Origin of the sequence: Nonomuraea typhae, assembly GCF_009760925.1 — a bacterium.
Taxonomy (GTDB): domain Bacteria; phylum Actinomycetota; class Actinomycetes; order Streptosporangiales; family Streptosporangiaceae; genus Nonomuraea; species Nonomuraea typhae.
Window position 1 is genome coordinate 457,669 of the sequence record NZ_VRLV01000005.1, and the last position, 21,896, is coordinate 479,564.

25 protein-coding genes are annotated in these 21,896 nt (G+C 70.0%); 19 read left to right on the forward strand and 6 right to left on the reverse strand.

All coding sequences use genetic code 11. The features are described from left to right. Positions 1-2: 2 nt before the first annotated feature. Positions 3-236: a glutaredoxin family protein gene (locus FVE25_RS21575; RefSeq protein ID WP_157248802.1), complete on the reverse strand. Its 234-nt coding sequence runs from the start codon at positions 234-236 to the stop codon at positions 3-5. A 115-nt stretch (positions 237-351) separates the two neighbouring features. Here FVE25_RS21575 and FVE25_RS21580 point away from each other — a divergent pair, with 115 nt between their 5' ends. From FVE25_RS21580 to hemL, 7 genes are all read left to right on the forward strand, one after another. Continuing rightward, positions 352-1,029, forward strand: a complete 678-nt coding sequence (locus FVE25_RS21580) for a redox-sensing transcriptional repressor Rex (RefSeq protein ID WP_157248803.1) — start codon at positions 352-354, stop codon at positions 1,027-1,029. Then, complete coding sequence (locus tag FVE25_RS21585; RefSeq protein ID WP_157248804.1) at positions 1,026-2,282, forward strand: glutamyl-tRNA reductase; 1,257 nt, start codon at positions 1,026-1,028, stop codon at positions 2,280-2,282. The genes FVE25_RS21580 and FVE25_RS21585 overlap by 4 nt, the downstream gene beginning before the upstream one ends. Beyond that, positions 2,279-3,184, forward strand: coding sequence for a hydroxymethylbilane synthase (gene hemC / locus FVE25_RS21590; RefSeq protein ID WP_281367872.1), 906 nt, complete (start codon positions 2,279-2,281; stop codon positions 3,182-3,184). The genes FVE25_RS21585 and hemC overlap by 4 nt, the downstream gene beginning before the upstream one ends. A gap of 35 nt (positions 3,185-3,219) precedes the next feature. Beyond that, entirely contained in the window at positions 3,220-4,722 is a 1,503-nt protein-coding gene (locus tag FVE25_RS21595; protein WP_181019675.1) for a bifunctional uroporphyrinogen-III C-methyltransferase/uroporphyrinogen-III synthase, read from the forward strand. Between the two features lie 14 nt (positions 4,723-4,736). Continuing rightward, positions 4,737-5,720 carry a porphobilinogen synthase gene (hemB, locus tag FVE25_RS21600; protein ID WP_157248807.1) on the forward strand — a complete coding sequence of 328 codons (984 nt, stop codon included), beginning with the start codon at positions 4,737-4,739 and terminating at the stop codon, positions 5,718-5,720. 135 nt (positions 5,721-5,855) lie between these two features. After that, positions 5,856-6,497, forward strand: coding sequence for a bifunctional DNA primase/polymerase (locus FVE25_RS21605; protein ID WP_157248808.1), 642 nt, complete (start codon positions 5,856-5,858; stop codon positions 6,495-6,497). Between the two features lie 20 nt (positions 6,498-6,517). Continuing rightward, positions 6,518-7,810: a glutamate-1-semialdehyde 2,1-aminomutase gene (gene hemL, locus FVE25_RS21610; RefSeq protein ID WP_157248809.1), complete on the forward strand. Its 1,293-nt coding sequence runs from the start codon at positions 6,518-6,520 to the stop codon at positions 7,808-7,810. Here hemL and FVE25_RS21615 read toward each other — a convergent pair. Next, a complete protein-coding gene (locus FVE25_RS21615; protein WP_157248810.1) occupies positions 7,705-8,646 on the reverse strand; it encodes an EamA family transporter in 942 nt (313 codons plus the stop codon). The two genes, hemL and FVE25_RS21615, sit on opposite strands and share 106 nt — an antisense overlap. Before the next feature lie 210 nt (positions 8,647-8,856). Between FVE25_RS21615 and FVE25_RS21620 the strand changes: the two genes are divergently transcribed. Next, positions 8,857-9,771 carry a LysR family transcriptional regulator gene (locus FVE25_RS21620; RefSeq protein ID WP_157248811.1) on the forward strand — a complete coding sequence of 305 codons (915 nt, stop codon included), beginning with the start codon at positions 8,857-8,859 and terminating at the stop codon, positions 9,769-9,771. On the opposite strand, the gene FVE25_RS21625 is transcribed toward FVE25_RS21620, so the two are convergent. Next, positions 9,752-10,609, reverse strand: coding sequence for a DMT family transporter (locus tag FVE25_RS21625; RefSeq protein ID WP_181019665.1), 858 nt, complete (start codon positions 10,607-10,609; stop codon positions 9,752-9,754). The genes FVE25_RS21620 and FVE25_RS21625 overlap by 20 nt on opposite strands. A 238-nt stretch (positions 10,610-10,847) precedes the next feature. Here FVE25_RS21625 and FVE25_RS21630 point away from each other — a divergent pair, with 238 nt between their 5' ends. From FVE25_RS21630 to ccsA, 5 genes are all read left to right on the forward strand, one after another. Then, a complete protein-coding gene (locus FVE25_RS21630) occupies positions 10,848-11,486 on the forward strand; it encodes a histidine phosphatase family protein (protein ID WP_157248813.1) in 639 nt (212 codons plus the stop codon). 79 nt (positions 11,487-11,565) lie between these two features. Beyond that, positions 11,566-12,132: a TlpA family protein disulfide reductase gene (locus FVE25_RS21635; protein ID WP_157248814.1), complete on the forward strand. Its 567-nt coding sequence runs from the start codon at positions 11,566-11,568 to the stop codon at positions 12,130-12,132. After that, entirely contained in the window at positions 12,125-12,850 is a 726-nt protein-coding gene (locus tag FVE25_RS21640) for a cytochrome c biogenesis CcdA family protein (RefSeq protein ID WP_157248815.1), read from the forward strand. The genes FVE25_RS21635 and FVE25_RS21640 overlap by 8 nt, the downstream gene beginning before the upstream one ends. After that, entirely contained in the window at positions 12,850-14,421 is a 1,572-nt protein-coding gene (resB, locus tag FVE25_RS21645) for a cytochrome c biogenesis protein ResB (protein ID WP_157248816.1), read from the forward strand. The genes FVE25_RS21640 and resB overlap by 1 nt, the downstream gene beginning before the upstream one ends. After that, a complete protein-coding gene (ccsA, locus tag FVE25_RS21650) occupies positions 14,411-15,361 on the forward strand; it encodes a cytochrome c biogenesis protein CcsA (protein WP_157248817.1) in 951 nt (316 codons plus the stop codon). Before resB ends, ccsA begins: the two co-directional genes overlap by 11 nt. Before the next feature lie 4 nt (positions 15,362-15,365). Here the strand turns inward: ccsA and FVE25_RS21655 are convergent, their stop codons facing one another. After that, positions 15,366-15,674, reverse strand: a complete 309-nt coding sequence (locus FVE25_RS21655; RefSeq protein WP_246267264.1) for a PLDc N-terminal domain-containing protein — start codon at positions 15,672-15,674, stop codon at positions 15,366-15,368. Positions 15,675-15,815: 141 nt separating this feature from the next. Between FVE25_RS21655 and FVE25_RS21660 the strand changes: the two genes are divergently transcribed. Together FVE25_RS21660 and FVE25_RS21665 are read left to right on the forward strand one after the other, a co-directional pair. Further along, positions 15,816-16,724: a hypothetical protein gene (locus FVE25_RS21660; protein WP_157248819.1), complete on the forward strand. Its 909-nt coding sequence runs from the start codon at positions 15,816-15,818 to the stop codon at positions 16,722-16,724. A gap of 10 nt (positions 16,725-16,734) precedes the next feature. Next, a complete protein-coding gene (locus FVE25_RS21665; RefSeq protein ID WP_157248820.1) occupies positions 16,735-16,977 on the forward strand; it encodes a hypothetical protein in 243 nt (80 codons plus the stop codon). 232 nt (positions 16,978-17,209) lie between these two features. Here FVE25_RS21665 and FVE25_RS21670 read toward each other — a convergent pair whose 3' ends face one another. Further along, a complete protein-coding gene (locus FVE25_RS21670) occupies positions 17,210-17,431 on the reverse strand; it encodes a BldC family transcriptional regulator (protein WP_157248821.1) in 222 nt (73 codons plus the stop codon). Positions 17,432-17,708: 277 nt separating this feature from the next. Between FVE25_RS21670 and FVE25_RS21675 the strand changes: the two genes are divergently transcribed. Further along, positions 17,709-17,927 carry a DUF4229 domain-containing protein gene (locus FVE25_RS21675; protein WP_157248822.1) on the forward strand — a complete coding sequence of 73 codons (219 nt, stop codon included), beginning with the start codon at positions 17,709-17,711 and terminating at the stop codon, positions 17,925-17,927. On the opposite strand, the gene FVE25_RS21680 is transcribed toward FVE25_RS21675, so the two are convergent. After that, positions 17,924-19,141: a hypothetical protein gene (locus FVE25_RS21680; RefSeq protein WP_181019666.1), complete on the reverse strand. Its 1,218-nt coding sequence runs from the start codon at positions 19,139-19,141 to the stop codon at positions 17,924-17,926. The two genes, FVE25_RS21675 and FVE25_RS21680, sit on opposite strands and share 4 nt — an antisense overlap. 109 nt (positions 19,142-19,250) lie before the next feature. Between FVE25_RS21680 and FVE25_RS21685 the strand changes: the two genes are divergently transcribed. The 3 genes from FVE25_RS21685 to FVE25_RS21695 all read left to right on the forward strand — a co-directional run bounded on the left by FVE25_RS21685 (position 19,251) and on the right by FVE25_RS21695 (position 21,896). Continuing rightward, positions 19,251-19,967 carry a demethylmenaquinone methyltransferase gene (locus FVE25_RS21685; protein WP_157248823.1) on the forward strand — a complete coding sequence of 239 codons (717 nt, stop codon included), beginning with the start codon at positions 19,251-19,253 and terminating at the stop codon, positions 19,965-19,967. A gap of 188 nt (positions 19,968-20,155) precedes the next feature. Next, positions 20,156-21,424: a geranylgeranyl reductase family protein gene (locus FVE25_RS21690; RefSeq protein WP_157248824.1), complete on the forward strand. Its 1,269-nt coding sequence runs from the start codon at positions 20,156-20,158 to the stop codon at positions 21,422-21,424. Positions 21,425-21,500: 76 nt separating this feature from the next. Further along, positions 21,501-21,896, forward strand: coding sequence for an NADH-quinone oxidoreductase subunit A (locus tag FVE25_RS21695; protein ID WP_157248825.1), 396 nt, complete (start codon positions 21,501-21,503; stop codon positions 21,894-21,896).

Sequence of the window (21,896 nt, forward strand, 5' to 3'; positions counted from 1 at the left end):
CGCTAGCCAAGGGCCGCCCGCAGCCGTTCCTCCGACACGCGCCAGAAGTCGTGCTGGACGCCGTCCACCAGCGTGACGGGAATCATGTCGTTGTACTTTTCCCGCAGCTCATCGGAGGTGTCGATGTCGATCTCGGTCCACGTGACGCCCAGCTCGGCGGCGACTTTGGCGATGACGGAGCGGGCCTCGTCACACAGGTGGCAGCCCTTCCGGCCGTACAGAGTGATCTCGTGCATGCCGTCCACGGTAGTGCTGACTTTGTGCGTCGGTTCACAAAGGGATTAACCTGAAAGACGGTTCGATTCCGATGACGCGGCCGAGAGGCCGCCCGTTCCCCTGGAGCTCCCGCACGTGAAGAGCCCGTCCCAGCCCCGTGACCGTGGCATCCCCGAAGCGACGGTCGCACGGCTCCCGCTGTACCTGCGGGCGCTGCACGGGATGGCCGAGCGTGGCATCGCCACCGTCTCGTCCGAGGATCTGGCGACCGCCGCGGGCGTGAACTCGGCCAAGCTCCGCAAGGACCTATCGCATTTGGGGTCGTATGGCACTCGGGGCGTGGGGTACGACGTTGAATACCTTGTGTACCAGATCTCCCGGGAGCTGGGCCTGACCCAGGACTGGGCCGTGGCCATCGTCGGCGTCGGCAACCTCGGCCGCGCCCTCGCCAACTACGGCGGCTTCGTCTCCCGCGGATTCCGGATCGCCGCCCTGCTCGACGCCGACCCCGAAATCGTGGGCGACGACATCGCAGGGTTGAATGTGGAGCACATCGACGAGCTGGAAGCCGTGATCGGGCGGCGGGGCGTCTCGATCGTGGTTCTGGCGACACCGGCGGCGGCGGCTCAGGAAGTGTGCGACCGTGTGGTTGCCGCGGGAGTGACGAGCATCCTGAACTTTGCTCCTGTCGTACTTTCCGTGCCTCAAACCGTCGATGTCCGTAAAGTTGACCTATCAATTGAATTGCAGATCCTTGCGTTCCATGAGCAACGCAAAGCTGGGGGGCCACTCATGGCCGTGGACAGTCAATGAGTGTTTTGACGATCGGACTCAGCCACCGGACAGCGCCGGTGGCCATGCTCGAGCGCGTGTCTGTGTCGGGGGACACTCTGGCCAAACTTCTCTTCGACGTCCAGAAGGACGTCTGCGTCGCCGAAGCGATGGTGGTCTCGACCTGTAACCGAGTCGAGGTCTACGCCGCCGTGGACCGTTTCCACGCGGCCGTGACGGCGATCACCAGGCTGCTGAGCGTCCATTCCGGCGTGCCGGTCGACGAGCTGACGCCGCATCTGTACGTGCATTACGAGGACCGCGCCGTCGAGCACCTCTTCTCGGTGGTGTGCGGCCTCGACTCGATGGTGGTCGGCGAGGGCCAGATCCTCGGCCAGGTCCGCCAGGCGCTCAAGCTCGGCCAGAAGGTCGGCACCGTCGGCGCCACGCTGAACGAACTCGTCCAGCAGGCGCTGCGGGTGGGCAAGCGGGCCCACACCGACACCGGCATCGACCAGGCCGGCGCCTCGCTCGTCACCGCCGGCCTCGCCTTCTTCGGCCCCCTGCAGGGCAAGCGGGCGCTCGTCGTCGGCGCCGGCTCGATGAGCGCGCTCGCCGCCGCCACCCTCGCCCGCGCGGGCGCCGGCGAGATCGTGGTGGCCAACCGCACCTTCGAACGCGGCGCACGGCTGGCCCAGGCGGTCGGCGGCCGGGCCGTCGGGCTGCGCGACGTTCCCCAGGAGCTCGCCACGGCCGACCTTGTGATCACGTGCACCGGCGGAGGGTCGCACGTCATCACCCCGGACATGGTCACCGGCGAGGTCTTCCTCCTCGACCTGGCGCTTCCCCACGACGTCGACCCGGCCGTGCGCGAGCTGCCCGGCGTCACGCTGGTCGACCTGGAGACGATCCAGGAGTCGGGCATCGGCTCGCGCGAGGGCGACGCCGTACAGACGGTGCGTGAGCTCGTGGCGCAGGAGCTGACGGCCTTCCTGGACGCCGAGCGCGCGGCCAAGGTCACCCCGACCGTGGTGGCGCTGCGCAGCAAGGCGGCCGACGTCGTCGAGGCCGAACTCGGCCGGCTGCTCATGCGCCTGCCGGAACTCGACGAGCGGGCCCGCGGCGAGGTCACGCAGACCGTGCAGCGCGTGGTCGACAAACTCCTTCACGAGCCCACTGTGCGTGTCAAACAGCTCGCCACCTCGCCCGGAGGCGATCATTATGCGGAAGCGCTGCGCGAGTTGTTCGACCTGGATCCGAAGATGCCCGAAGCCGTAAGGGAGGTGGAACTGTGACGTTGCGGCTCGGGACTCGGCGGAGCCTGATGGCGACCACGCAGTCACAGATGGTCGCCGACAGCTACACCCAGGCCACCGGCCGGGAGATCGAGCTGGTCGGCATCACGACCTTCGGCGACGTGACCAAGGCACACCTGGCGCAGCTCGGCGGCACCGGCGTCTTCGTCAGCGCGCTGCGCGACAAGCTGGTCGAGGGCGAGATCGACTTCGCCGTCCACTCGCTCAAGGACCTGCCGACCAAGTACGACGAGCGCTTCACGCTGGCCGCCATCCCCGCCCGGCACGACCACCGCGACGCCCTGGTCGGCCCGCGCAAGCTGGCCGACCTGCCCCCCGGGGCCAAGGTCGGCACGGGCTCGCCCCGCCGCATCGCGATGCTGCGGGCGCTGCGGCCCGACGTTGAGTACGTCCCGATCCGCGGCAACGCCGACACCCGGATCGGCAAGGTCGTCTCCGGCCAGCTCGACGCGGTCGTGCTCGCCTCCGCCGGCCTGACCAGGATCGGCCGCGACGCGGAGATCTCGCAGATCTTCGAGGTCGAGGAGATGCTGCCCGCGCCGGGACAGGGCGCGCTGGCGGTCGAGTGCCTGGCCGACCGGGCCGACCTGATCGAATTTCTCGGCGTGCTCGACGACCCGCGGACCCGCTCCGCGGTCGCGGCCGAGCGCGCCGTGCTGTCCGCTTTGGAGGCAGGCTGCTCCGCTCCGGTGGGTGCCTTCGCCGCCGATGACGGGCAGACTTTGAACCTGACCGCCGCCGTCGTCTCGCTCGACGGCCAGGCTGCGGTCCGCAAGTCCGCCGCCGGCCCCTCCTCGGAGGCCGATCGCCTGGGTCGCCTGCTGGCGGCCGAGATGCTCGCCGAGGGGGCCGACAGATTGATGGGGGAGCATTCCCATTGAGCGCCGATAGTCCTACCTCCGGTTTCGTGGCGTTCGTGGGCGCGGGTCCCGGTGACCCGAACCTGCTGACGCTGCGTGGCGCCGAACTGCTCGGCAAGGCCGACGCCGTGGTCCTTGACGAGGAACACTTCGGGGCGCTGCTCAAGCACTGCCGCGAGGATGTCGAAGTGGTTGAGGGCGACTACCTTCAGCGTGCCCAGCAGGGCAGGCTGGTGGTCCGCCTGTGCGAGGGCGACCCGATGCTGTTCTCCTCGATCACCGAGGAGGTCGCCGCCTGCACCGCCGCCGAGGTGGACTTCGAGATCGTGCCAGGGGTGCCGCCCGCGACCGCGGTGCTCACCTACGCGGGCATCCCGCCGGCGGACGACGTGCCGGAGTTCCGCATCGTCGACGCGGCGCAGGAGCAGGACTGGTCCGTCCACGCCGCCTGCCCGGGCACGCTGGTGATCTACAACGGCATCGGCGACGCGGTGGCGATCGGCAAGGCCCTCATCGCCGGCGGCAAGCCCGACACCACGCCGGTCGCGGTCAGCGGCAGCGGCACCACGACCGAGCAGTTCACCGTGGCCACCACGCTGGGCAGGCTGCAGCCCGACCTCAAGCACGCGGGCTTCACCGAGCCCGCCCTGATCGTGGTGGGCGAGGCCGTCGGGCTGCGCGAGAAGCTGTCGTGGTTCGAGACCAAGCCGCTGTTCGGCTGGCGGGTGCTGGTGCCGCGGACCAAGGAGCAGTCCAAGGCGCTGTCGGAGCAGCTCATCTCCTACGGCGCGGTGCCGGACGAGGTGCCGACCATCTCGGTCGAGCCGCCGCGCACGCCGCAGCAGATGGACCGCGCGATCAAGGGCCTGGTCACCGGCCGCTACGAATGGGTCGCCTTCACCAGCGCCAACGCCGTCAAGGCGGTGCGGGAGAAGTTCGAGGAGTACGGCCTGGACGCGCGGGCCTTCGCCGGGCTCAAGGTGGCCGCCGTGGGCGAGGCCACCGCGCGGGCCCTGGTGGAGTTCGGCGTCAAGCCCGACCTGCTGCCCTCCGGCGAGCAGTCGTCCGAGGGCCTGGTCGCCGAGTGGCCGCCCTACGACTCGATGCTCGACCCGATCAACCGGGTGCTGCTGCCGCGGGCCGACATCTCCACCGACACGCTCGTGGCCGGGCTGACCGAGCTGGGCTGGGAGTGCGACGACGTGACCGCCTACCGGACCGTGCGCGCGGCGCCCCCGCCGCAGCCGATCCGCGAGGCGATCAAGGGCGGCGGGTTCGACGCGGTGCTGTTCACCTCGTCCTCGACCGTGCGCAACCTCGTCGGCATCGCCGGCAAGCCGCACAACGTCACCGTCATCGCGGTCATCGGCCCGCAGACGGCCAAGACGGCCGAGGAGTTCGGCCTGCGCGTGGATGTCATGGCGGACAAGCCGTCGGCCTCCGCGCTGGCCGCCGCCCTGGCCGAGTACGGTGCTAAGCAGAGGCAGGCGGCGCTCGCCGCGGGGGACACCCCGCGCAAGCCCTCGCAGAACCGCCGCGGGGCTCGCCGCCGCAAATAGGAGATGTGCCTGTCATGAGTGCTGAATTCCCCGCGGCACGCCCGCGGCGGCTTCGCCGTACCCCTGTCCTGAGACGGATGGTCGCGGGCACGCGGCTGCACCCGTCCGAGCTGATCCTTCCGGCCTTCGTGAAGGAAGGGCTCGCCGAGCCGGTCCCGGTGGCCTCGATGCCCGGGGTGTACCAGCACACCCGCGAGTCGCTGCGTAAGGCCGCCCACGAGGCCGCCGAGGCGGGCGTGGGCGGGCTGATCCTGTTCGGCATCCCGGCGGTCAAGGACGCCATCGGTTCGGCCGCCGACGACCCCGACGGGATCCTGCAGCAGGCGCTGCGCGAGGTGAACGCCGAGGTCGGCGACGCCATCGTGGTGATGGCCGACACATGCCTGGACGAGTTCACCGACCACGGCCACTGCGGGCTGCTGACGGCCGACGGCGAGGTGGACAACGACGCCACGCTGGAGCGCTACGCCTCGATGGCGGTGGCGCAGGCCGAGGCGGGCTCCCAGATGGTCGCCCCGAGCGGGATGATGGACGGCCAGGTGGCCGCCATCCGGGCCGCGCTCGACGCCGCCGGGCACCAGAACGTCCCGATCATGGCCTACACGGCCAAGTACGCCTCGGCGTTCTACGGGCCCTTCCGCGACGCCGCCGAGTGCGCGCCGCAGTTCGGCGACCGCGCCTCCCACCAGCAGGACCCCGCGGGCTCGCTGGAGGAGGCCCTGCGCGAGGCACGGCTGGACCTCGCCGAGGGCGCCGACATCGTCATGGTGAAGCCGGCGATGTCCTACCTCGACGTCATCCGGCGCTTCCGCGACACCGTGGACGTGCCCGTGGCCGCCTACCAGGTCAGCGGCGAGTACGCGATGATCGAGGCGGCGGCGGCCAACGGCTGGATCGACCGCGAGCGGATGATCATGGAGTCCCTGATCGGCATCCGCCGCGCCGGGGCCGACCTGATCCTCACCTACTGGGCCACCGAGGTGGCGCGGCGTCTCTAGGCGGGGGTTTCCCGCTCGCCCCTGCGACCTGTGCGTTAGAGTGCGATAACAAGTGCTGGTGTGTCCCAGGTGGTGCGTTAGGGCCCCGGGGTCAGGGACCTCCTCAGGCGCGCGGGATTTCGAACGGGAGACACCATGGTCGGGGTACCACTCGCTCGGCGTACGCGGAAGCGGGCCGCCAAACTCGCGCGGCCGACCAGGATCGACGCGGTGCTGGGTTATGCCGCTCTCGGCTGGCCCAGCGTGCCGGGGGCCCACCCGCTGCGGCACGGGCCCCGCGCCTGTTCCTGTGACCGCATCGGCTGTCCCGACCCGGGCGCGCATCCGCTCTCCCCGGCCTGGCACCTGCAGGCCACGACGGACGCCACCCAGCTCACCCGCTGGTGGCAACGCGAGCCGGACGCGAATGTGATTCTGCCCACCGGTCGCGTGTTCGACGTCTTCGACGTACCCCTGGCCGCCGGCCTGTCCGCCCTCACGCGGATCGACGCCGCCGGCTCCCACTCAGGCCCGGTCGCCGCCAACGGCGACCGGGTTCTGTTTTATGTGGGCACGCGCGGCAACCCGGACGACGAGGACGAGTGGTGGTCCTGCCACCTGGACTGCGACCCGGCGACCATAGACGACACGCCCGGCCTGCGCTGGCACTGCCGCGACAGCTACGTCCTGGCCCCGCCCTCCACCCTGCCCACCGGCCAGCCGGTCTCCTGGCTCCGCCCGCCCGACGGCCGCCCCCTCCCCGACCCGCTCCGCCTCCTGGAGTGGCTGGCGGACTAGGCCCCGCATAGGCTTGCGGCGTGAGCCGTACTGACAACTCCGAGAGCCTGTTCGCCCGAGCCAAGACCATCGTGCCGGGGGGTGTGAACTCGCCCGTGCGGGCCTTCGGGGCCGTGGGGGGCACGCCGCGTTTCATGGCCGCGGGGCAGGGGCCGTACATCACCGACGTCGACGGCAACCGTTACGTCGACCTGGTCTGCTCGTGGGGCCCGATGATCCTGGGTCACCGTCATCCGGCCGTGGTCGAGGCCGTGTCCGGGGCGCTGGCGCACGGGCTGTCGTACGGCACGGCCACGCCGGGCGAGGTCGAGCTGGCCGAGGAACTGGTCTCCCGGGTGGCGCCGGTGGAGAAGGTCCGGCTGGTGAGCTCCGGCACCGAGGCCACAATGAGCGCGGTACGGCTGGCCCGTGGCTTCACCGGGCGCTCGAAGGTGGTCAAGTTCGCCGGGTGCTATCACGGGCACGTGGACGCGCTGCTGGCGGCGGCCGGTTCCGGGGTGGTGACGTTCGGGCTGCCGGACACGCCGGGTGTCACGGGGGCGTCGGCGGCGGACACGATCGTGCTGCCGTACAACTCGCGTGAGGCCGTGGAGCAGGCGTTCGCCGCCAACGAGATCGCGTGCGTGATCACCGAGGCGTGCCCGGCGAACATGGGCGTGGTGCCGCCCGCGCCGGGGTTCAATACGTTCCTGCGGGAGATCTGCAGCCGCAACGGCGCCCTGCTCATCGTGGACGAGGTGCTGACCGGCTTCCGGGTGTCGCGGGCCGGCTGGTACGGCCTGGATCCGGTGGACGCCGACCTGATGACGTTCGGCAAGGTCATGGGCGGCGGGTTGCCGGCGGCGGCGTTCGGCGGGCGGGCCGAGGTCATGGCGAACCTGGCGCCTGAGGGGCCGGTGTACCAAGCGGGCACGTTGTCGGGCAATCCGCTGGCCACGGCCGCGGGGCTGGCGACGCTCAGGGCGCTCGACGACGACGCCTACGCGAAGGTGGACGCCGCCGCCGGGGCGGTCGCTCAGGCGGCGACTCAGGCGCTGGCGGCGGCGGGTGTGCCGCATCGGCTGCAGACCGCGGGCAGCCTGTTCTCGATCTTCTTCACCGAGCGCGAGGTGACGAACTTCGACGAGGCCAAGGGCCAGAACACCGCGGCCTTCACCGCGTTCTTCCACGCCATGCTGGACCAGGGCGTCTACCTGCCGCCGTCGGCCTACGAGGCGTGGTTCCTCTCGGCCTCCCACGACGAGGAGGCGCTGAGCCGGGTCGCGGACGCGCTGCCGGTCGCCGCCAAGGCCGCGGCCGCCGTGGCGGCCTGACGGGGGCGCAGGCCCGCGTAGAGGACGCCGCAGACGATGAGCACGGCCGCGCCCGCCTTCACCCAGGTGATGGGCTCACCGACGAACAGCGCGGCCGTGGACATCCCGAAGACGGGGATGAGCAGGGTGTAGGGGGCCACGACGGAGGCGTCGTAGCGGCGCAGCAGCCAGCCCCACACGCCGAAGCCGCCGAGCGTGGAGATGAAGGCCACGTAGCCCAGCGAGATCCAGCCTTCCAGGGGCGCGGCCAGCGAGGGCGCGCCTTCGACGAGGAAGGACAGCAGGAAGAGGGGCGGCGCCGACAGGGCGCTCACCCACACCATGAAGCGCAGCGAGTCGGGCGGCGCGGCCTTGCGCTGCAGGATCGTGCCGACGCTCCATGAGGCGGCGGCCGCGACGCTCAGCGCGAAGGCGCCGAACGGGCCGGACATGCCGAAGTCGACGGCGACGAGGATGAGGCCGCCGAGCGCGACGGTGAGTCCCGTGATGCGGCGGCCGGTGAGCCGTTCGCCCAGCAGGGTCACTGCGAAGACGACGGTGAAGAGCGACTGGGCCTGCAGCACCAGTGAGGCGAGGCCGGGCGGCATCCCCGCCCGCATGCCGATGAGAAGGAAGCCGAACTGACCCACTCCAACCGCGGCGGCGACGCCTGCCACCCAGCGCCACGGTACGCCTGGCCGTCCCACGAGCAGAAGCGCGGGGAAGGCGGCCAGGGCGAACCGGAGCGCCGCGTACAGCAGGGGCGGGAAGTGGCGCAGGCCCACTTCCATGACCACGAAGTTGAAGCCCCACACGGCCGCGAGGCCGACGACGAGGGCCAGATGGCGCGGCCTCACTTGGAGGCGGACTGCCGAGCGCGGATGCGCTGCTCGCGAGCCTGCTCAGCCAGCTTCTTGAGGTAGGAGATCTCGGTCTTCGGAGCCTTGTTGTTTCTCATGCATATATTTTCTCTCGCTACACAATCAACCACAAGCGAGACTTTCTACGCTAAACCCTTTAGAGTGGCTTACGAGACTCCGGTCACAGTGCCAAGGAGGGCTACCGAGATGTTGGATCTTAACCGGCTCAAAGCGCTGCACGCCGTCCACGTGTACGGCTCGGTCGGCGCGGCCGCCGAAGCCCTCATGGTCACGCCTTCGGCCGTCTCGCAGCAGATCGCCAAGCTGGAGCGCGAGACCGGCTCCCGCCTCATGGAACGCAACGGGCGCGGCGTGCGCCTCACCGACGCCGCCGGGCTCCTGGCCGAGCACGCAGAGCGCATCCTGGCCCTCGTCGAGACCGCGGAGGCCGACTTCGAGGCGCTGCGCGGCGCCGTCGTCGGCCGCCTTCACGTCGGCTCCTTCCCGACAGCGGCCCGGGGCCTCATGCCGCCCGCGCTCAAGCGCCTGCGCGAGCATCATCCCGACCTGCAGATCCAGCTCATCGAGCGAGAGCCGGAGCGCGTCGTGCGCGAGGTGGCCAGAGGCGAGCTCGACCTCGGCGTGATCCAGGACTGGCTCAACCGCCCCATGGCCATCCCCGAGGGACTGTCGAAGGCGATCCTGCTCGACGACATCGCCGACGTGATCGTGCCCGCCGACCATCAGCTCGCCGACCGCAAGGAGATCGGGCTGGCCGAGCTGAGCGGCGAGCGCTGGATCAGCTCCTCGCCGGGCACCATCTGCCACGACTGGCTGGTCTACACGCTGCGCGCCGCCGAGCTCGAACCGGAGATCACCACGATGGCCGACGAGTACCCCACCCAGCTCGCGCTGGTCGCGGGCGGCGCCGGCTGCGCCATCGTGCCCAGGCTGGGCCGCGACTGCATGCCGGCAGGCGTGCGCGCGATCCCGATCCTGCCCCGCCAGACCCGGCGCATCTACGCCATCTGGCGCACCGACGCCGCCCGCCGTCCGGCCATCAGGGCGGCGGTCGAGGCGCTGAAGGACGCCGGCGCGGACATCAGCTCAATGCGATCGTGACCACGCCGCCGAGGATGACCGCGGCCGCCAGCAACCGGCGGCGCAGGTCGCCCTCGGCCAGCAGCTTGCCGCCGAGCAGCACCGCGATCAGCACGCTGACCTCCCGCGTCGGCGCCACCACGCTGACCGGCGCCATCGTGAACGCGAACAGCACCAGCAGGTACGACAGCGGAATGAGCACCGCGGCGCCCAGCACGTGCCATCGGTGCGCCCGCCAGATCTGCCCGACCAGGCGCCGCCGCCCGCCCGCCAGCACCACCGGCGCCAGCGCCAGCGCCCGCCCCGCCTCACCCAGGTAGTTCAGCACCAGCGGCGCCACCGCGAACGCGCTGACCAGTTGCGCGTCCCAGATTGTGTAGCCGGCGATGAACACCCCGGTGGCCAGGCCGTACCCCAGTCCGCGCAGATCGCGGGCGGCGCCCCCGCTCATCATGAACACCCCGACCCCGACCAGGGCGATCCCCGCCACGCCCGCGGGACCCGGGTGCTCGCCGAGGAACAACACCGCCACCAGGCTCGCCAGCATCGGCCCCGTGCCCCGCGCCACCGGATAGACCGCCGACAGATCGCCGTAGCGGTAGCCGCGCTGCAGAAGGACGAAGTACCCGAGGTGCAGCGCCGTGCTCACCGACACCAGCGCCACGTCCCGCCACCCCACGCCCGTGCCGGTGACCAGCAGGAAACCGGCGAACAAAGGGGTCCACACGGCGGTCGAGGCCAGCGCGACCAGCCAGAGAAAGGTCAGGGAGTCGGTCTTGGCGGCCTGCTTGCTCAGCAGGTTCCAGGCGGCGTGCGCGCAGGCGGCGACGAGGACGAGAACGAGGGCCAGGGGGTTCAACCGCCGAGCTCCTTCCGGGTGTGCGGATAGGAGCCTCCAGGCTTTTGTCCCGTCAGCTGTGCGGCCCAGGGCCGGTGGCGCCGCTCGGACCTGTCTCCCGGCCCTGATTGTGATTCGGCAGGACGGACCGGACATCGGAACCCTAGGCGCAGTCAAGCCGACCCTACCGCCGCCCGGTGTTTCGGACGAGGCCGGGTCGGCTATGCGGGTCATCGAAACGATTAGGCTGTGCCCCATCATGGCTGAGACCACCGTCGTTCATCTGCTGCGCCACGGTGAGGTGCACAATCCGGAAGGCATCCTGTACGGCAGGCTGCCCGGCTACCACTTGTCCGAGACGGGCCGTCAGATGGCCGACATGGTCGCCAAGACCGTGGCCGGCCGCGACGTCGTCGCCCTCTACTCCTCGCCCCTGGAACGTGCTCAGGAGACCGCGGCCCCGCTGGCCGCCGCGTTCGGGCTCGTCGTGGAGGCCGACGACCGGCTCGTGGAGGCGGGCAACCTCCTGGAGGGCTCGACGTCGGGCGAAGGGCTGGAGCTTCTGCGCCGGCCGCGGAACTACCGCTACTTCTACAACCCGTGGAAGCCGTCCTGGGGCGAGCCGTACCTGCTGATCAGGGAGCGGATGCGCTCGATCGTCGAGGACGCGCGCGCGGCGGCCCGCGGGCACGAGGCGGTGCTCGTCAGCCACCAGCTGCCCATCTGGACCATTCGCATGGCCGCGGAAGGGCGCAGGCTGTGGCACGACCCGCGGCGCCGCCAGTGCGCGCTGGCCAGCCTCACGAGCTTCACCTTCGACGGCGGCCGGCTCATCAGCATCGGCTACAGCGAACCCGCCGGTTCACTGGACAGAAGACGGCGGACACGGGGAGCCTGAGCCCTGGTGTTCGGGGCAGGCGGTACCGCCGGTAGAGTTTGAAGCTCTACCGGTTGTAGTACAAGGAGATCATCCTCCCGTGCGCGCGACGTCTGCCTCCCTCGCCCTGCTGGCCCTTCTGGTCGCGGGCTGCGCGGGCAACCAGAGCGGCCAGCCGGCGGCCGGTGACACCCGCTTCATCGCCGGCGACGGGAAGATGCAGATCTTCGCCGCCGCGGACCGCAAGCCCGCCCCCGCGGTCGAAGGCCCGACGCTCGAGGGCCCGCCCGTCTCGCTGGCCCAGCACAAGGGCAAGGTCGTGGTGCTCAACTTCTGGGCCTCCTGGTGCGGGCCGTGCCGGGCGGAGGCGCCGGTGCTCAAGGACGTCGCCGCCAAGACCAAGGCGAGCGGCGTGGAGTTCGTCGGCGTCGACTTCAAGGACCGCAAGGCCGACGCCATCGCCTTCGAACGCACCGAGCAGACCGGTTACCCGAGCATCTTCGACCAGCCGGGCAAGGTCGCGCTGGCCTTCCAGGGCACCGTGCCGCCCGCCGCCATCCCGTCCACGCTGATCATCGACAAGCAGGGCAGGGTCGCGGCCAGGGCGCTCGGCGCGGTCAAGTACAACGACCTGATGAGCGCCGTCACCAAGGTCCGCGATGAATGAGGTCGTCGCCTCCGGCTCGCTGCTGCTGGCCGTGCCCATCGCCGTGCTCGCCGGCGTCGTGTCGTTCCTGTCGCCGTGCGTGCTGCCGCTGGTGCCGGGCTACCTGTCGTACGTCACCGGGATGAGCGGGGGCGACCCCAAGCGCGGGCGGCTGGTGCTGGGCACCGTGTTGTTCGTGGCCGGGTTCGCGGTGGTCTTCGTGCTCAGCGGGGCGCTGTTCGGCGGGCTCGGCTCGCTGCTGCTCGGCAACGCCGAGGTCATCACGCGGGTGCTCGGCGTGCTGACGATCGTGCTCGGGCTGGTCTTCCTGGGCCTGGTGCCCGGGTTCATGCGCGACGTGCGCATCCACAGGACGCCGGCGGCGGGCCTGGCGGGGGCGCCGCTGCTCGGCGTGGTGTTCGGGCTCGGCTGGACGCCGTGCATCGGGCCGACGCTGGCCGTCGTGCTCGCGCTCGGGCTCAACGAGGGCAGCGCCTCGCGGGGCGCGCTGCTGGCCGTCTTCTACGCGTTGGGGCTCGGGCTGCCGTTCATCGGCGCCGCTCTTGCCTATAGCCGGGCGCTGCGGACCTTCACCGCGATCCGCAAGCATTCCCGCCTCATCACGCGGATCGGCGGCGGCATGATGGTCGCCGTCGGCATCCTTCTCGTCAGCGGGCTGTGGGGACAGATGATCGCGAGTTTGCAGGGCCTCATCGGCGGATTCCAGCCGGTGATCTGATGGCCGTCCAGGAGCTTGAGAAGCAGGCGCCCAAGCCGCCGGGATTCGGCCCGGTCGAGTGGCTGCGCTGGGGCTGGCGCACGCTCACCTCGATGAAGACCGCGCTGATCCTGCTGTTTCTGTTCGCGCTGGGCTCGATCCCCGGCTCGCTGATCCCGCAGCGCGGCGTCGAGCCGGACAAGGTCGCGCGGATCTACCTCAACGACCCGGTCAGGGCCGAGTGGTACGAACGCTTCCAGCTCTTCGACGTCTTCGGCTCGTACTGGTTCGCCGCGATCTACCTGCTGCTGTTCACCTCGCTGGTCGGCTGCATCATTCCGCGCACGATCACCTACTTCAAAGAGCTGCGCCGCAGGCCGCCGGCCGCGCCCCGCCACCTGTCCCGCCTGTCGCACCACGCCGAGCTCGACACCGACGAGCTCACGGTCGAGCTGGCCGCGGCCCGCCTGCGCAAGCTGCGCTTCCGCGTCGAGACCGGCGACGGCTGGGTCTCGGCGGAGAAGGGCTTCCTGCGCGAGACCGGCAACCTGCTCTTCCACATCTCCCTGCTCGGCGTCCTGGCCGCCGTCGGCGTCGGCGCGCTGTTCGGCTATCGGGGCAACGTCCTGGTCGCCGAGAACGAGGGCTTCGCCAACACCGTCGCCGCCTACGACCGCTTCATGCCCGGCACCCAGGTCTCGGCCGAGTCGCTGGAGCCCTTCGCCTTCACGCTCACCGACTTCCAGGCCGACTACCAGGTGGGCGGCGACCCGAAGAAGATCGGCCAGCCGCTCGACTTCACCGCCCGCCTCAAGGTCGTCGACGCGCCCGGGGCGCCGGAACGCGACTACGACCTCAAGGTCAACCTGCCGCTGGAGATCAACGGCACCCAGACCTTCCTCATCGGCAACGGCTACGCGCCGGTCTTCCGGGTCACCGACGGCAAGGGGCAGGTCGCCTTCGAGGGACCGGTGCCGTGCCTGATCGAGTTCCCGCTCACCCGGGTCTCCGGCTGTGTGCTCAAGGCGCCCGACGCCCAGCCGGGGCAGCTTGGCTTCCTCATGCGCTTCCTGCCGACCGTCGCGCCGGCCCAGAGCGGCGGCTTCACCTCCAGCTTCCCGGCCGCGCTCATGCCGCGGGTGCAGATCCTCGGCGCCTTCACGGGCGACTTCGGCACCCGCTCCGGCATGCCGCAGTCGGTGTACGAGCTGGCGCCGCCGGAGATCATGAAGAAGCTCAAGCCGCTGGCCATGGGCTCCACGGCGCCCAAGCCGCTGGCCCCCGGCCAGTCCTTCGACCTGCCCGACAAGCTGGGCAAGATCGAGTTCGTCGAGGTCAGGGAGTGGATGACGCTCCAGATCGCCTACGACCCCGGCCGCGTGCCCGCCCTGATCTCCGCGGCGCTGGCCACCGTCTCCATCGCGCTCTCGCTGATGATCCGCCGCCGCCGTGTGTTCGTCCGGGTCAAGGACGGCGCCGCCGAGGTGGGCGGCCTCACCCGCACCGAGGGCTCCGCCGCGGGCTTCGCCGAGGAGTTCGCCGACATCGTCAAGGTCCTATCCGCTTCCGCTGGAGTCAAGGATGTCCGCTGAAACACTCGCCGAGCTGAGCGACCAGCTCGTCCTCGGCTCCGTCCTGCTCTACCTCGCCGCCATGATCGGCTTCGCGCTGGAGCTGGCGTACGGCAGGGCCAGCGCCGACGCCCCGGCCAAGCGCAAGGTCAAGCAGCCGGTCGCCGCCGGCGCCGTGGGCGGCGAGCCCCCGAGTGAGCCCGAGTCGCCTCCCACCGAGGTCCCGCCGGCGCGGTGGGCGCTGACGGCGGGCAAGGTCGCCCTGGCGCTGGCCTGGGTCGGCTGGGCGGCCAACCTGGGCGCCATCTTCACCCGCGGGCTGGCGGTCGGGCGCTGGCCGTGGGGCAACATGTACGAGTTCGTGGTGGCCATCTGCTTCGCCGCCGTGACCGCGTTCCTGGCCACGCAACTCCGGGCGAACGTCCGTTTCGTCGGCCCGTTCGTCATGCTCGTGGTGGTGCTGGGCCTCGGCGCCGCCGTGCGCTTCCTCTACACCTCGGCCGGGCCGGTGGTGCCCGCGCTGAACTCCTACTGGATCGCCATCCACGTCTCCGCCGCGATCCTGGCCAGTGGCCTGTTCATCCTGGCGGGCACCGCGGGCGTGCTCTACCTCATCCGCGGCGACGGCCTGTCCCGCCTGCCGGCGAAGGCCGATCTGGAGCGCGTCGCCCACCGGGCGATCGTGCTGGCCTTCCCGCTCTGGACCTTCGCCGTCATCGCCGGCGCGCTGTGGGCCGACAAGGCGTGGGGCCGCTACTGGGGCTGGGACCCCAAGGAGGTCTGGTCGTTCATCACGTGGGTGGCCTACGCCGCCTACCTGCACGCCCGGGTCACCGCCGGCTGGCGCGGCAAGGCCGCCACCATCGTGCAGCTCGTGGCCCTCGGCTGCCTGCTGTTCAACCTGGTCGGCGTCAACATCTTCCTCGGCGGCCTGCACAGCTACGCCGACGTCAGCAACTAGCCCTTTACTCCTCGTCGCGCATGCGCCGGTCGAGGTTGCGCAGGAACTCCGGATCGTCCTCCGGGCCCTTGGGCGGCGCCGGGCGCGGCTGAAACGGCCGCTGCGGGCCGCCCATGGGCTCGCCCGCGCCGCCGCGGGCCGGCCGCCCGAGCAGGAACCACAGGAGTCCGCCCACGACGGGGACGAGGATGATGACGAGGACCCAGAGCGTCTTTGGCACGTTCCGTACCTCGTCCTCCGGCGTTGTGATGACGTCGAAGAGGGAGTAGAGCCAGAAAGCCAGCACCGCCAGGGTGAACAGGACACCTGCCATGCCCGAACTGTAAGCCATCCGCAGCGTGATCGTGCTTTACCTGCGTCCCATTTCGGATGACTCGGGAAGATCGGCCGCGTACGGTGGTAGTCGGGTCAGGTGGCGGATGGTTCTTCCACCCTGGGTGCGGCTAGGGGAGAAATGGCCTTTTCCAGTGACAAGGGCCGGCACCGGCGTGGGCAATGGTGGCGGCGGGGGTCCTATCTCTCCTCACGCCAGACGGACGCGCCGGCGGAGGCCGATCGGTCGTTCTGGGCCAGGGACACGCCGAACGAGGACCTGGTGGGCGCCGAGCGCAGGAACGCTCCCGACCGGAACGTGGAGCAGCGCGGGTGGTGGGAACGCCTGCCCGCGGCGGTGATGGACCGCCCCCAGTACACCTGGCAGGACTTCGAACTCGCCGACGAGCGGCCGCGCGCCCAGCCCAACCGGCCCGACGCGCCCGACCAGGGTGACGGGTTACGGCACTGCGGAGAGCTGGAAGGCGTCCTGCACCGCCAATGGGACGCCCGCCTCGGCCCACCCTCGCCCGAGGTCGTGCGGGCCGTGGAGAGCCTCGCCAGGCTCCCCGAGCGGCTGCGCAGAAAGCTGGCCATCGGCCTCGACGGCATCTACGTCGGCGAGGGCGGCGTGCCGGACCTCGACGACATGGGCTACCTGCGCGGCGCGCCGCTTCCTTCGGGCCGGGCGACCTGGGACATCTGCGCCGGAGCCTACGGCGACCGCAAGATCGTGGTCGGTGACCGGCCCTCGCCCACCCCCGACGTGATGATGCACGAAGTCGGGCACGCGCTCGACGACATCGACTCCGCACCCGGCGATTGGGTCTCCGACTCGCCCGAGTTCGTGGCACTCTACGAGAAGGCCGCTCCCGTACTGGCCTCCGCTTTCCACCGGCAGGGCGGAGGGCTCGGCCGTAAGGAGTTCTTCGCCGACGCCTTCGCCGCGATCGCCTCGCGCCAGCGACCCGCGCTGGTGGACATGCTGGGTGGCGACACGCGGATGGCCCTCGACGTCATGTTGTTCTTCAACCGGCGCTTCGGAATCTAGGTGGTGAGCGATGTACGTCATCCGGCTCGCGGACGGGACGCTACGCGTGCCGCAGAGCCTGACCAGTGAAGACGGGCGTCTCATCGGCAACGCGTATGTGGAGCTGGAACCCGGGGATCCCGACTACGAGCGCTGGTTGCCGGAGTCGCTCACGGAAGAGGAACTGGCCGAGCGCAAGGAACGCTGGGCCGCGGAGAACGACGAGCTGGAACGCGAGTTCCTGGCTTTCAAGGCGCAACAAGAGGGCGCCTGACATCTGGGGACAACCCTTGACCTAGGGGGGTGGGGGTCACCACGCCGGCTGGGGGGTGGGAGCCGGGGTGGTTTCGGGTCGTCCGGTGATGTGGGTGATGGACTGAGCACGCGTGCCGGGACTTCGGCGCGGGGTAGGGCGCCGGCGGGGCTCCGCCGTACCGGCCAGAGCGCGTGCCCGGGGGCTCCCGGACGGTGATCCTGCGGCGCAGGATCACCGACCTGACGGAACGTCAGACGCGCGGGGACTCACCTGCCGGCCGTTCGGCCGTAAGAACATCCTCGCCTCTAAGAAGGGCGTGCACTTCCGACTCTCGGAAACGCCGGTGCCCTCCGGGGGTGCGGATACTGCTGATGCGGCCTGCCGCAGCCCAGCGCGTAACCGTCTTTGGGTCTACCCGGAAGAGGGCGGCAACCTCTCCTGGGGTCAGCAGACGCTCGCTGCTACTCTCCACCAATCTCTCCCCCTCGCATCCCGCTTCCTGCCAGCGGGCGGACAGGTAACCAGTGTGTCGAGCGAAGCCTGATTTATCCGTGGTTTTCTACAAAGATCACGGGTTGTTATCAGCTGACTGCCCGATTGTTATATGATAGAGCCTCTTTGGGGCTCTCGTGGGTGTTTCTTTACGAAACTCCCTGACTGGGAACAGTAGCAGTGCTCGCGCCCGGTGCGAAGAGCGGCCGGCGGTGCGGCCCGAGGGGGCACGACCTGGGGCGAGTACCCTCTGAGCTGTGCATCCCGTTCTCGTTTACACCGCGTCGCGGATCGGCCTGTTCGTCGTGACCCTCGGTGTCCTGTATCTGCTCGGACTGCAAAACCCGCTGCTGCTGTTCGTGGTGTCTTTCCTGATCAGCGGTGTGGCCAGCTACGTCCTGCTGTCCAAGCAGCGTGACGCCGTGAGCGCACGCATCAGCGACAAGGTCGACCGACCGAAGCCGCAGGACGACTAGGGCAGGGGGAACATGCCAATTCGGGCATGGTACTCCCGTCCGAGTCGTGTTGTGTCGCTACCAACGAGTAGCCCAGTCTGGTGTGCCAGGAATGCCTTCACGCCGATGCCGCGTTCGCGGCCCGGATTCCACGGCAGCACCTTTCCGGTGCGCGGGTTGAGCGCCGCGATGCCCTCCCGCGGCACCGCACCCGGCCCCACCGAGTCGCGCCCCCGCGGATTGTCCATCCAGCGCTGGTGCCCGCCGACGTACACGGCCGCGCCGGTCGCCGCGACCGAGTAGAGCGAATCGCCGCCGGTGTAGTTCACCCAGGTCGGCGTGACCCGCTGGCTGGTCTTGTACGTCTCGAACCTGGCCGCGCTGTCGCACAGCCGCAGCCGCGAGCTGACCGGCCCACCCGTGGTGACGACCACGAAATAGCTGCCGTCGGGGGAGAGGTCGAGCCCCCGCACGTACGACGGGAAGACGTCGGCCATGCACTCCGGCTCGTAGGCGCCGGTGCGCCAGTTGGCCACCGACGGCGTGGGCGTGCCGATGTCGATGACGCCGAGCTGGGGCCGCGGCTGGCCGTCGAGCGTGGTGAAGCTGCCGTCCACGACCAGCCGGTCGGCGCTCGCGGCCAGCGCGTACACCTTCGCCTTGGGCGTGCGGGGCAGGCCGGGCTCGATGGTGAAGCGCGGGTCGGCCGCCCCGGTGACCGCGTCGAGCCTGGCCAGTGCCGTACGCGGGCTGGTGAAGTCGCCCCCGGCGTACAGATGACGGCCGCGGCCGGCCAGCGTGCTCACCATGCCCCCGCCGACGCGCGGCGTGAAGCCGCGCACGAGCGAGCCGTCGGCCAGGTTCAGGCGGGCCAGCGCGCGCGCCCGCGACCGGTTGACGGCGGGAAAGTCGCCGCCCACGTAGACGGTGCTGCCCGCGCCCGCGGCCAGCGCGTGCACCGGCCCGTCGACGACCGGCGCGAACCCGGGCAGAACCCGCCCGGTGGCCAGTTCGAAGGCGAAGACGTTGGCGCGGGGATAGGTGGTGGTACGGCCGGCGTCGGCGACCTCGCTGAACGATCCGCCCACCACCACCGTGCCGCCCACCAGGGCGATGGCGTTGACGATGCCGTCGAGGACATGGGGCGTGGTGTCGGCGGGGTTGGCCGAGACCACGCGGGTGTGCGTGAAGGGGGTCATCGCGATGACCGCCGCAAGGGTGACACGCGTGAACATTCGCCAAGTTCTAGCAGACGACCTGTAAGGGTGCCGCTACTTTCCGTTGATTGTCGGGATAAGGCGCAGGCTGTGAGGGCCTTAAGGTCAGGGGCAATAGGCTTGCCGTATGACCCGCGCTCAGTTGGACAAGCAGCCGCACGAGGTCGCCGCGATGTTCGATCGCACGGCCCGGCGTTACGACCTCGTCAACGATGTGATCTCGTTCGGCCAGGTGCGCTACTGGCGCAGGGCGGTCGCCGCCGCGGTCGACGCGGGACCCGGCGAGGTGGTTCTCGACCTGGGCGCGGGCACGGGCACCTCGACCGACTCCTTCACCACCCTGGGCGCCCGTGCGATCGCCTCCGACTTCTCCCTGGGCATGCTCCAGACCGGTGTGCGCCGCCACGGCGGCAACGCGCTGTCGGGACCCGGCATCCCGTTCGTGGCCGGTGACGCGATGCGGCTGCCCTTCGCCGACGACAGCTTCGACGCGGTGACGATCTCGGTGGCGCTGCGCAATGTCCACGACACCGGCATGGCGCTGCGCGAGATGGCGCGCGTGACCAAGCCGGGCGGGCGGCTGGTCATCCTGGAGTTCTCCCACGTCACCTTCGCGCCGGCCGATCTGGTCTATCGCGAGTACCTCATGCGGCTGCTGCCCAAGGTGGCCAAGGTGTTCGGCTCCAACGACGACTCCTATGAGTACCTCGCCGAGTCGATCCGCGACTGGCCCGACCAGGCGTCCCTGGCCCGTACCATCCAGGAGGCCGGCTGGGAGCGCGTCGCCTGGCGCAACCTCACCTGGGGCGTCGTCGCGATGCACCGCGGATTCAAGCCGGCATGAGGGGCCCCGGCTGCCACTTTGCCCCGTAAAAGCGTTAGACTGCGGGCCGACAAGTTTGTGAAGGGGTTCACAAAGGAACGAAGGCCCCGCACCCCACGGCCTTCGAGCGTGTAGGACAGGACAGTCCAGTGACCGTGCCAACAGCCAATCGCCAAGCGCAGGAGCTCGCGACGAGAGAGCGAGGCACGATGCCAACGAGTGGTGAGCGGGCGCGACCATTGAACACAGTTGACGCCGACGTCATCGTCGTCGGCGCCGGTCCCGCAGGTTCCGCAACCGCCTTTTATCTCGCCCGCTCCGGGCTCGACGTGCTGCTCCTGGAGAAGACCCGATTCCCCCGGGAGAAGGTCTGCGGCGACGGGTTGACGCCGCGGGCCGTGAAGCAGTTGCAGAACATGGGCGTCGACATCGACGCCCCCGGCTGGATCAGGAACAAGGGCCTGCGGGTCGTCGGCGGCGGGCTCCGCTTCGAGCTCGACTGGCCGAAGCTCGAGCGCTTCCCCGACTTCAGCCTGGTCCGCACCCGCCAGGACTTCGACCAGATCATGGCCGCCCACGCCGTCAAGGCCGGGGTGCGCCTCCTGGAGGGCGTCAACGTCACCGGCCCGGTGCTCGACGACCGCAGCGGCCACGTGACCGGCGTGACGACCAAGGACGGCGTCACCTACCGCGCCCGCCTCGTGGTCGCGGCCGACGGCAACAGCACGCGCATGGCGCTGGGCATGGGGCTGCACAAGCGCGAGGACCGCCCGATGGGCGTCGCCGTACGCACCTATTTCACCAGCCCCCGCCACGACGACGACTACCTCGAGACGTGGCTGGAACTGTGGGACGACGAGACGCTGCTGCCCGGGTACGGGTGGATCTTCCCCGTCGGTGACGGCACCGCCAACGTCGGCCTTGGGCTGCTGAACACCAGCGACGCCTTCGGCAAGATCGACTATCGGGAGCTGCTCAAGCGCTGGTGCCGGAACATGCCGGCCGAGTGGGAGTTCACCGAGGCCAACATGACGGGGCCGATCCGCGGCGCCGCGCTGCCCATGGCCTTCAACCGGCAGCCCCACTACACGCGCGGGCTCGTGCTCGTCGGCGACTCCGGCGGCGCGATCAACCCGTTCAACGGCGAAGGCATCGCCTACGCGATGGAGAGCGGCGAGATCGCCGCCGAGGTGATCGCCAAGGCGCTGCGCGGCACCACGCCCGCCCAGCGTGAGCGCATCCTGCGCACCTATCCGCAGGTCCTTAAGGATGCTTATGGCGGATATTTCACCTTGGGCAGGTTGTTCGTCGAAGCGATCGGGAAGCCCGGTGTGATGAGCTTCGGTACGAGGCACGGCCTGCCTCACCCGAGGCTGATGCGCTTCGCGCTCAAACTCCTTGGTAATCTCACCGACCGGCGAGGCGATGCGTCGGACAAGATCATCAACGCACTGTCAAAGGTCGCCCCACCAGCATGAACCTCAGACCCAAACGGCAAACCCATAGGTCAGACTGCGCGCCCGCGCGCTTTGAGACAGAAGAGGAGGCGTAGCGATGGACCTCTATGTGCCCATCCTGGTGCTCGCCATTCTCGCGGGAGGCTTCGCGATCTTCTCGGTCTCCATCGCTCCCTTCACCGGTCCGAAGCGTTGGAACCGCGCCAAGCTCGACGCCTACGAATGCGGCATCCAGCCAACCCCCCAGCCGGTCGGCGGCGGCCGCTTCCCGCTGAAATACATGATCACCGCGATGCTCTTCATCGTGTTCGACATCGAGATCATCTTTCTCTACCCGTGGGCGGTCTCCTTCGCCCCGCTGAAGGGCCCCGACGGCCAGGTGATCGCCTCGGGTCTCGGGGTGTTCGCCCTGGTGGAGATGGTGCTGTTCATCGTCACCGTGCTTGTGGCCTACGCCTACGTGTGGCGCCGCAAGGGTCTGGACTGGGACTGA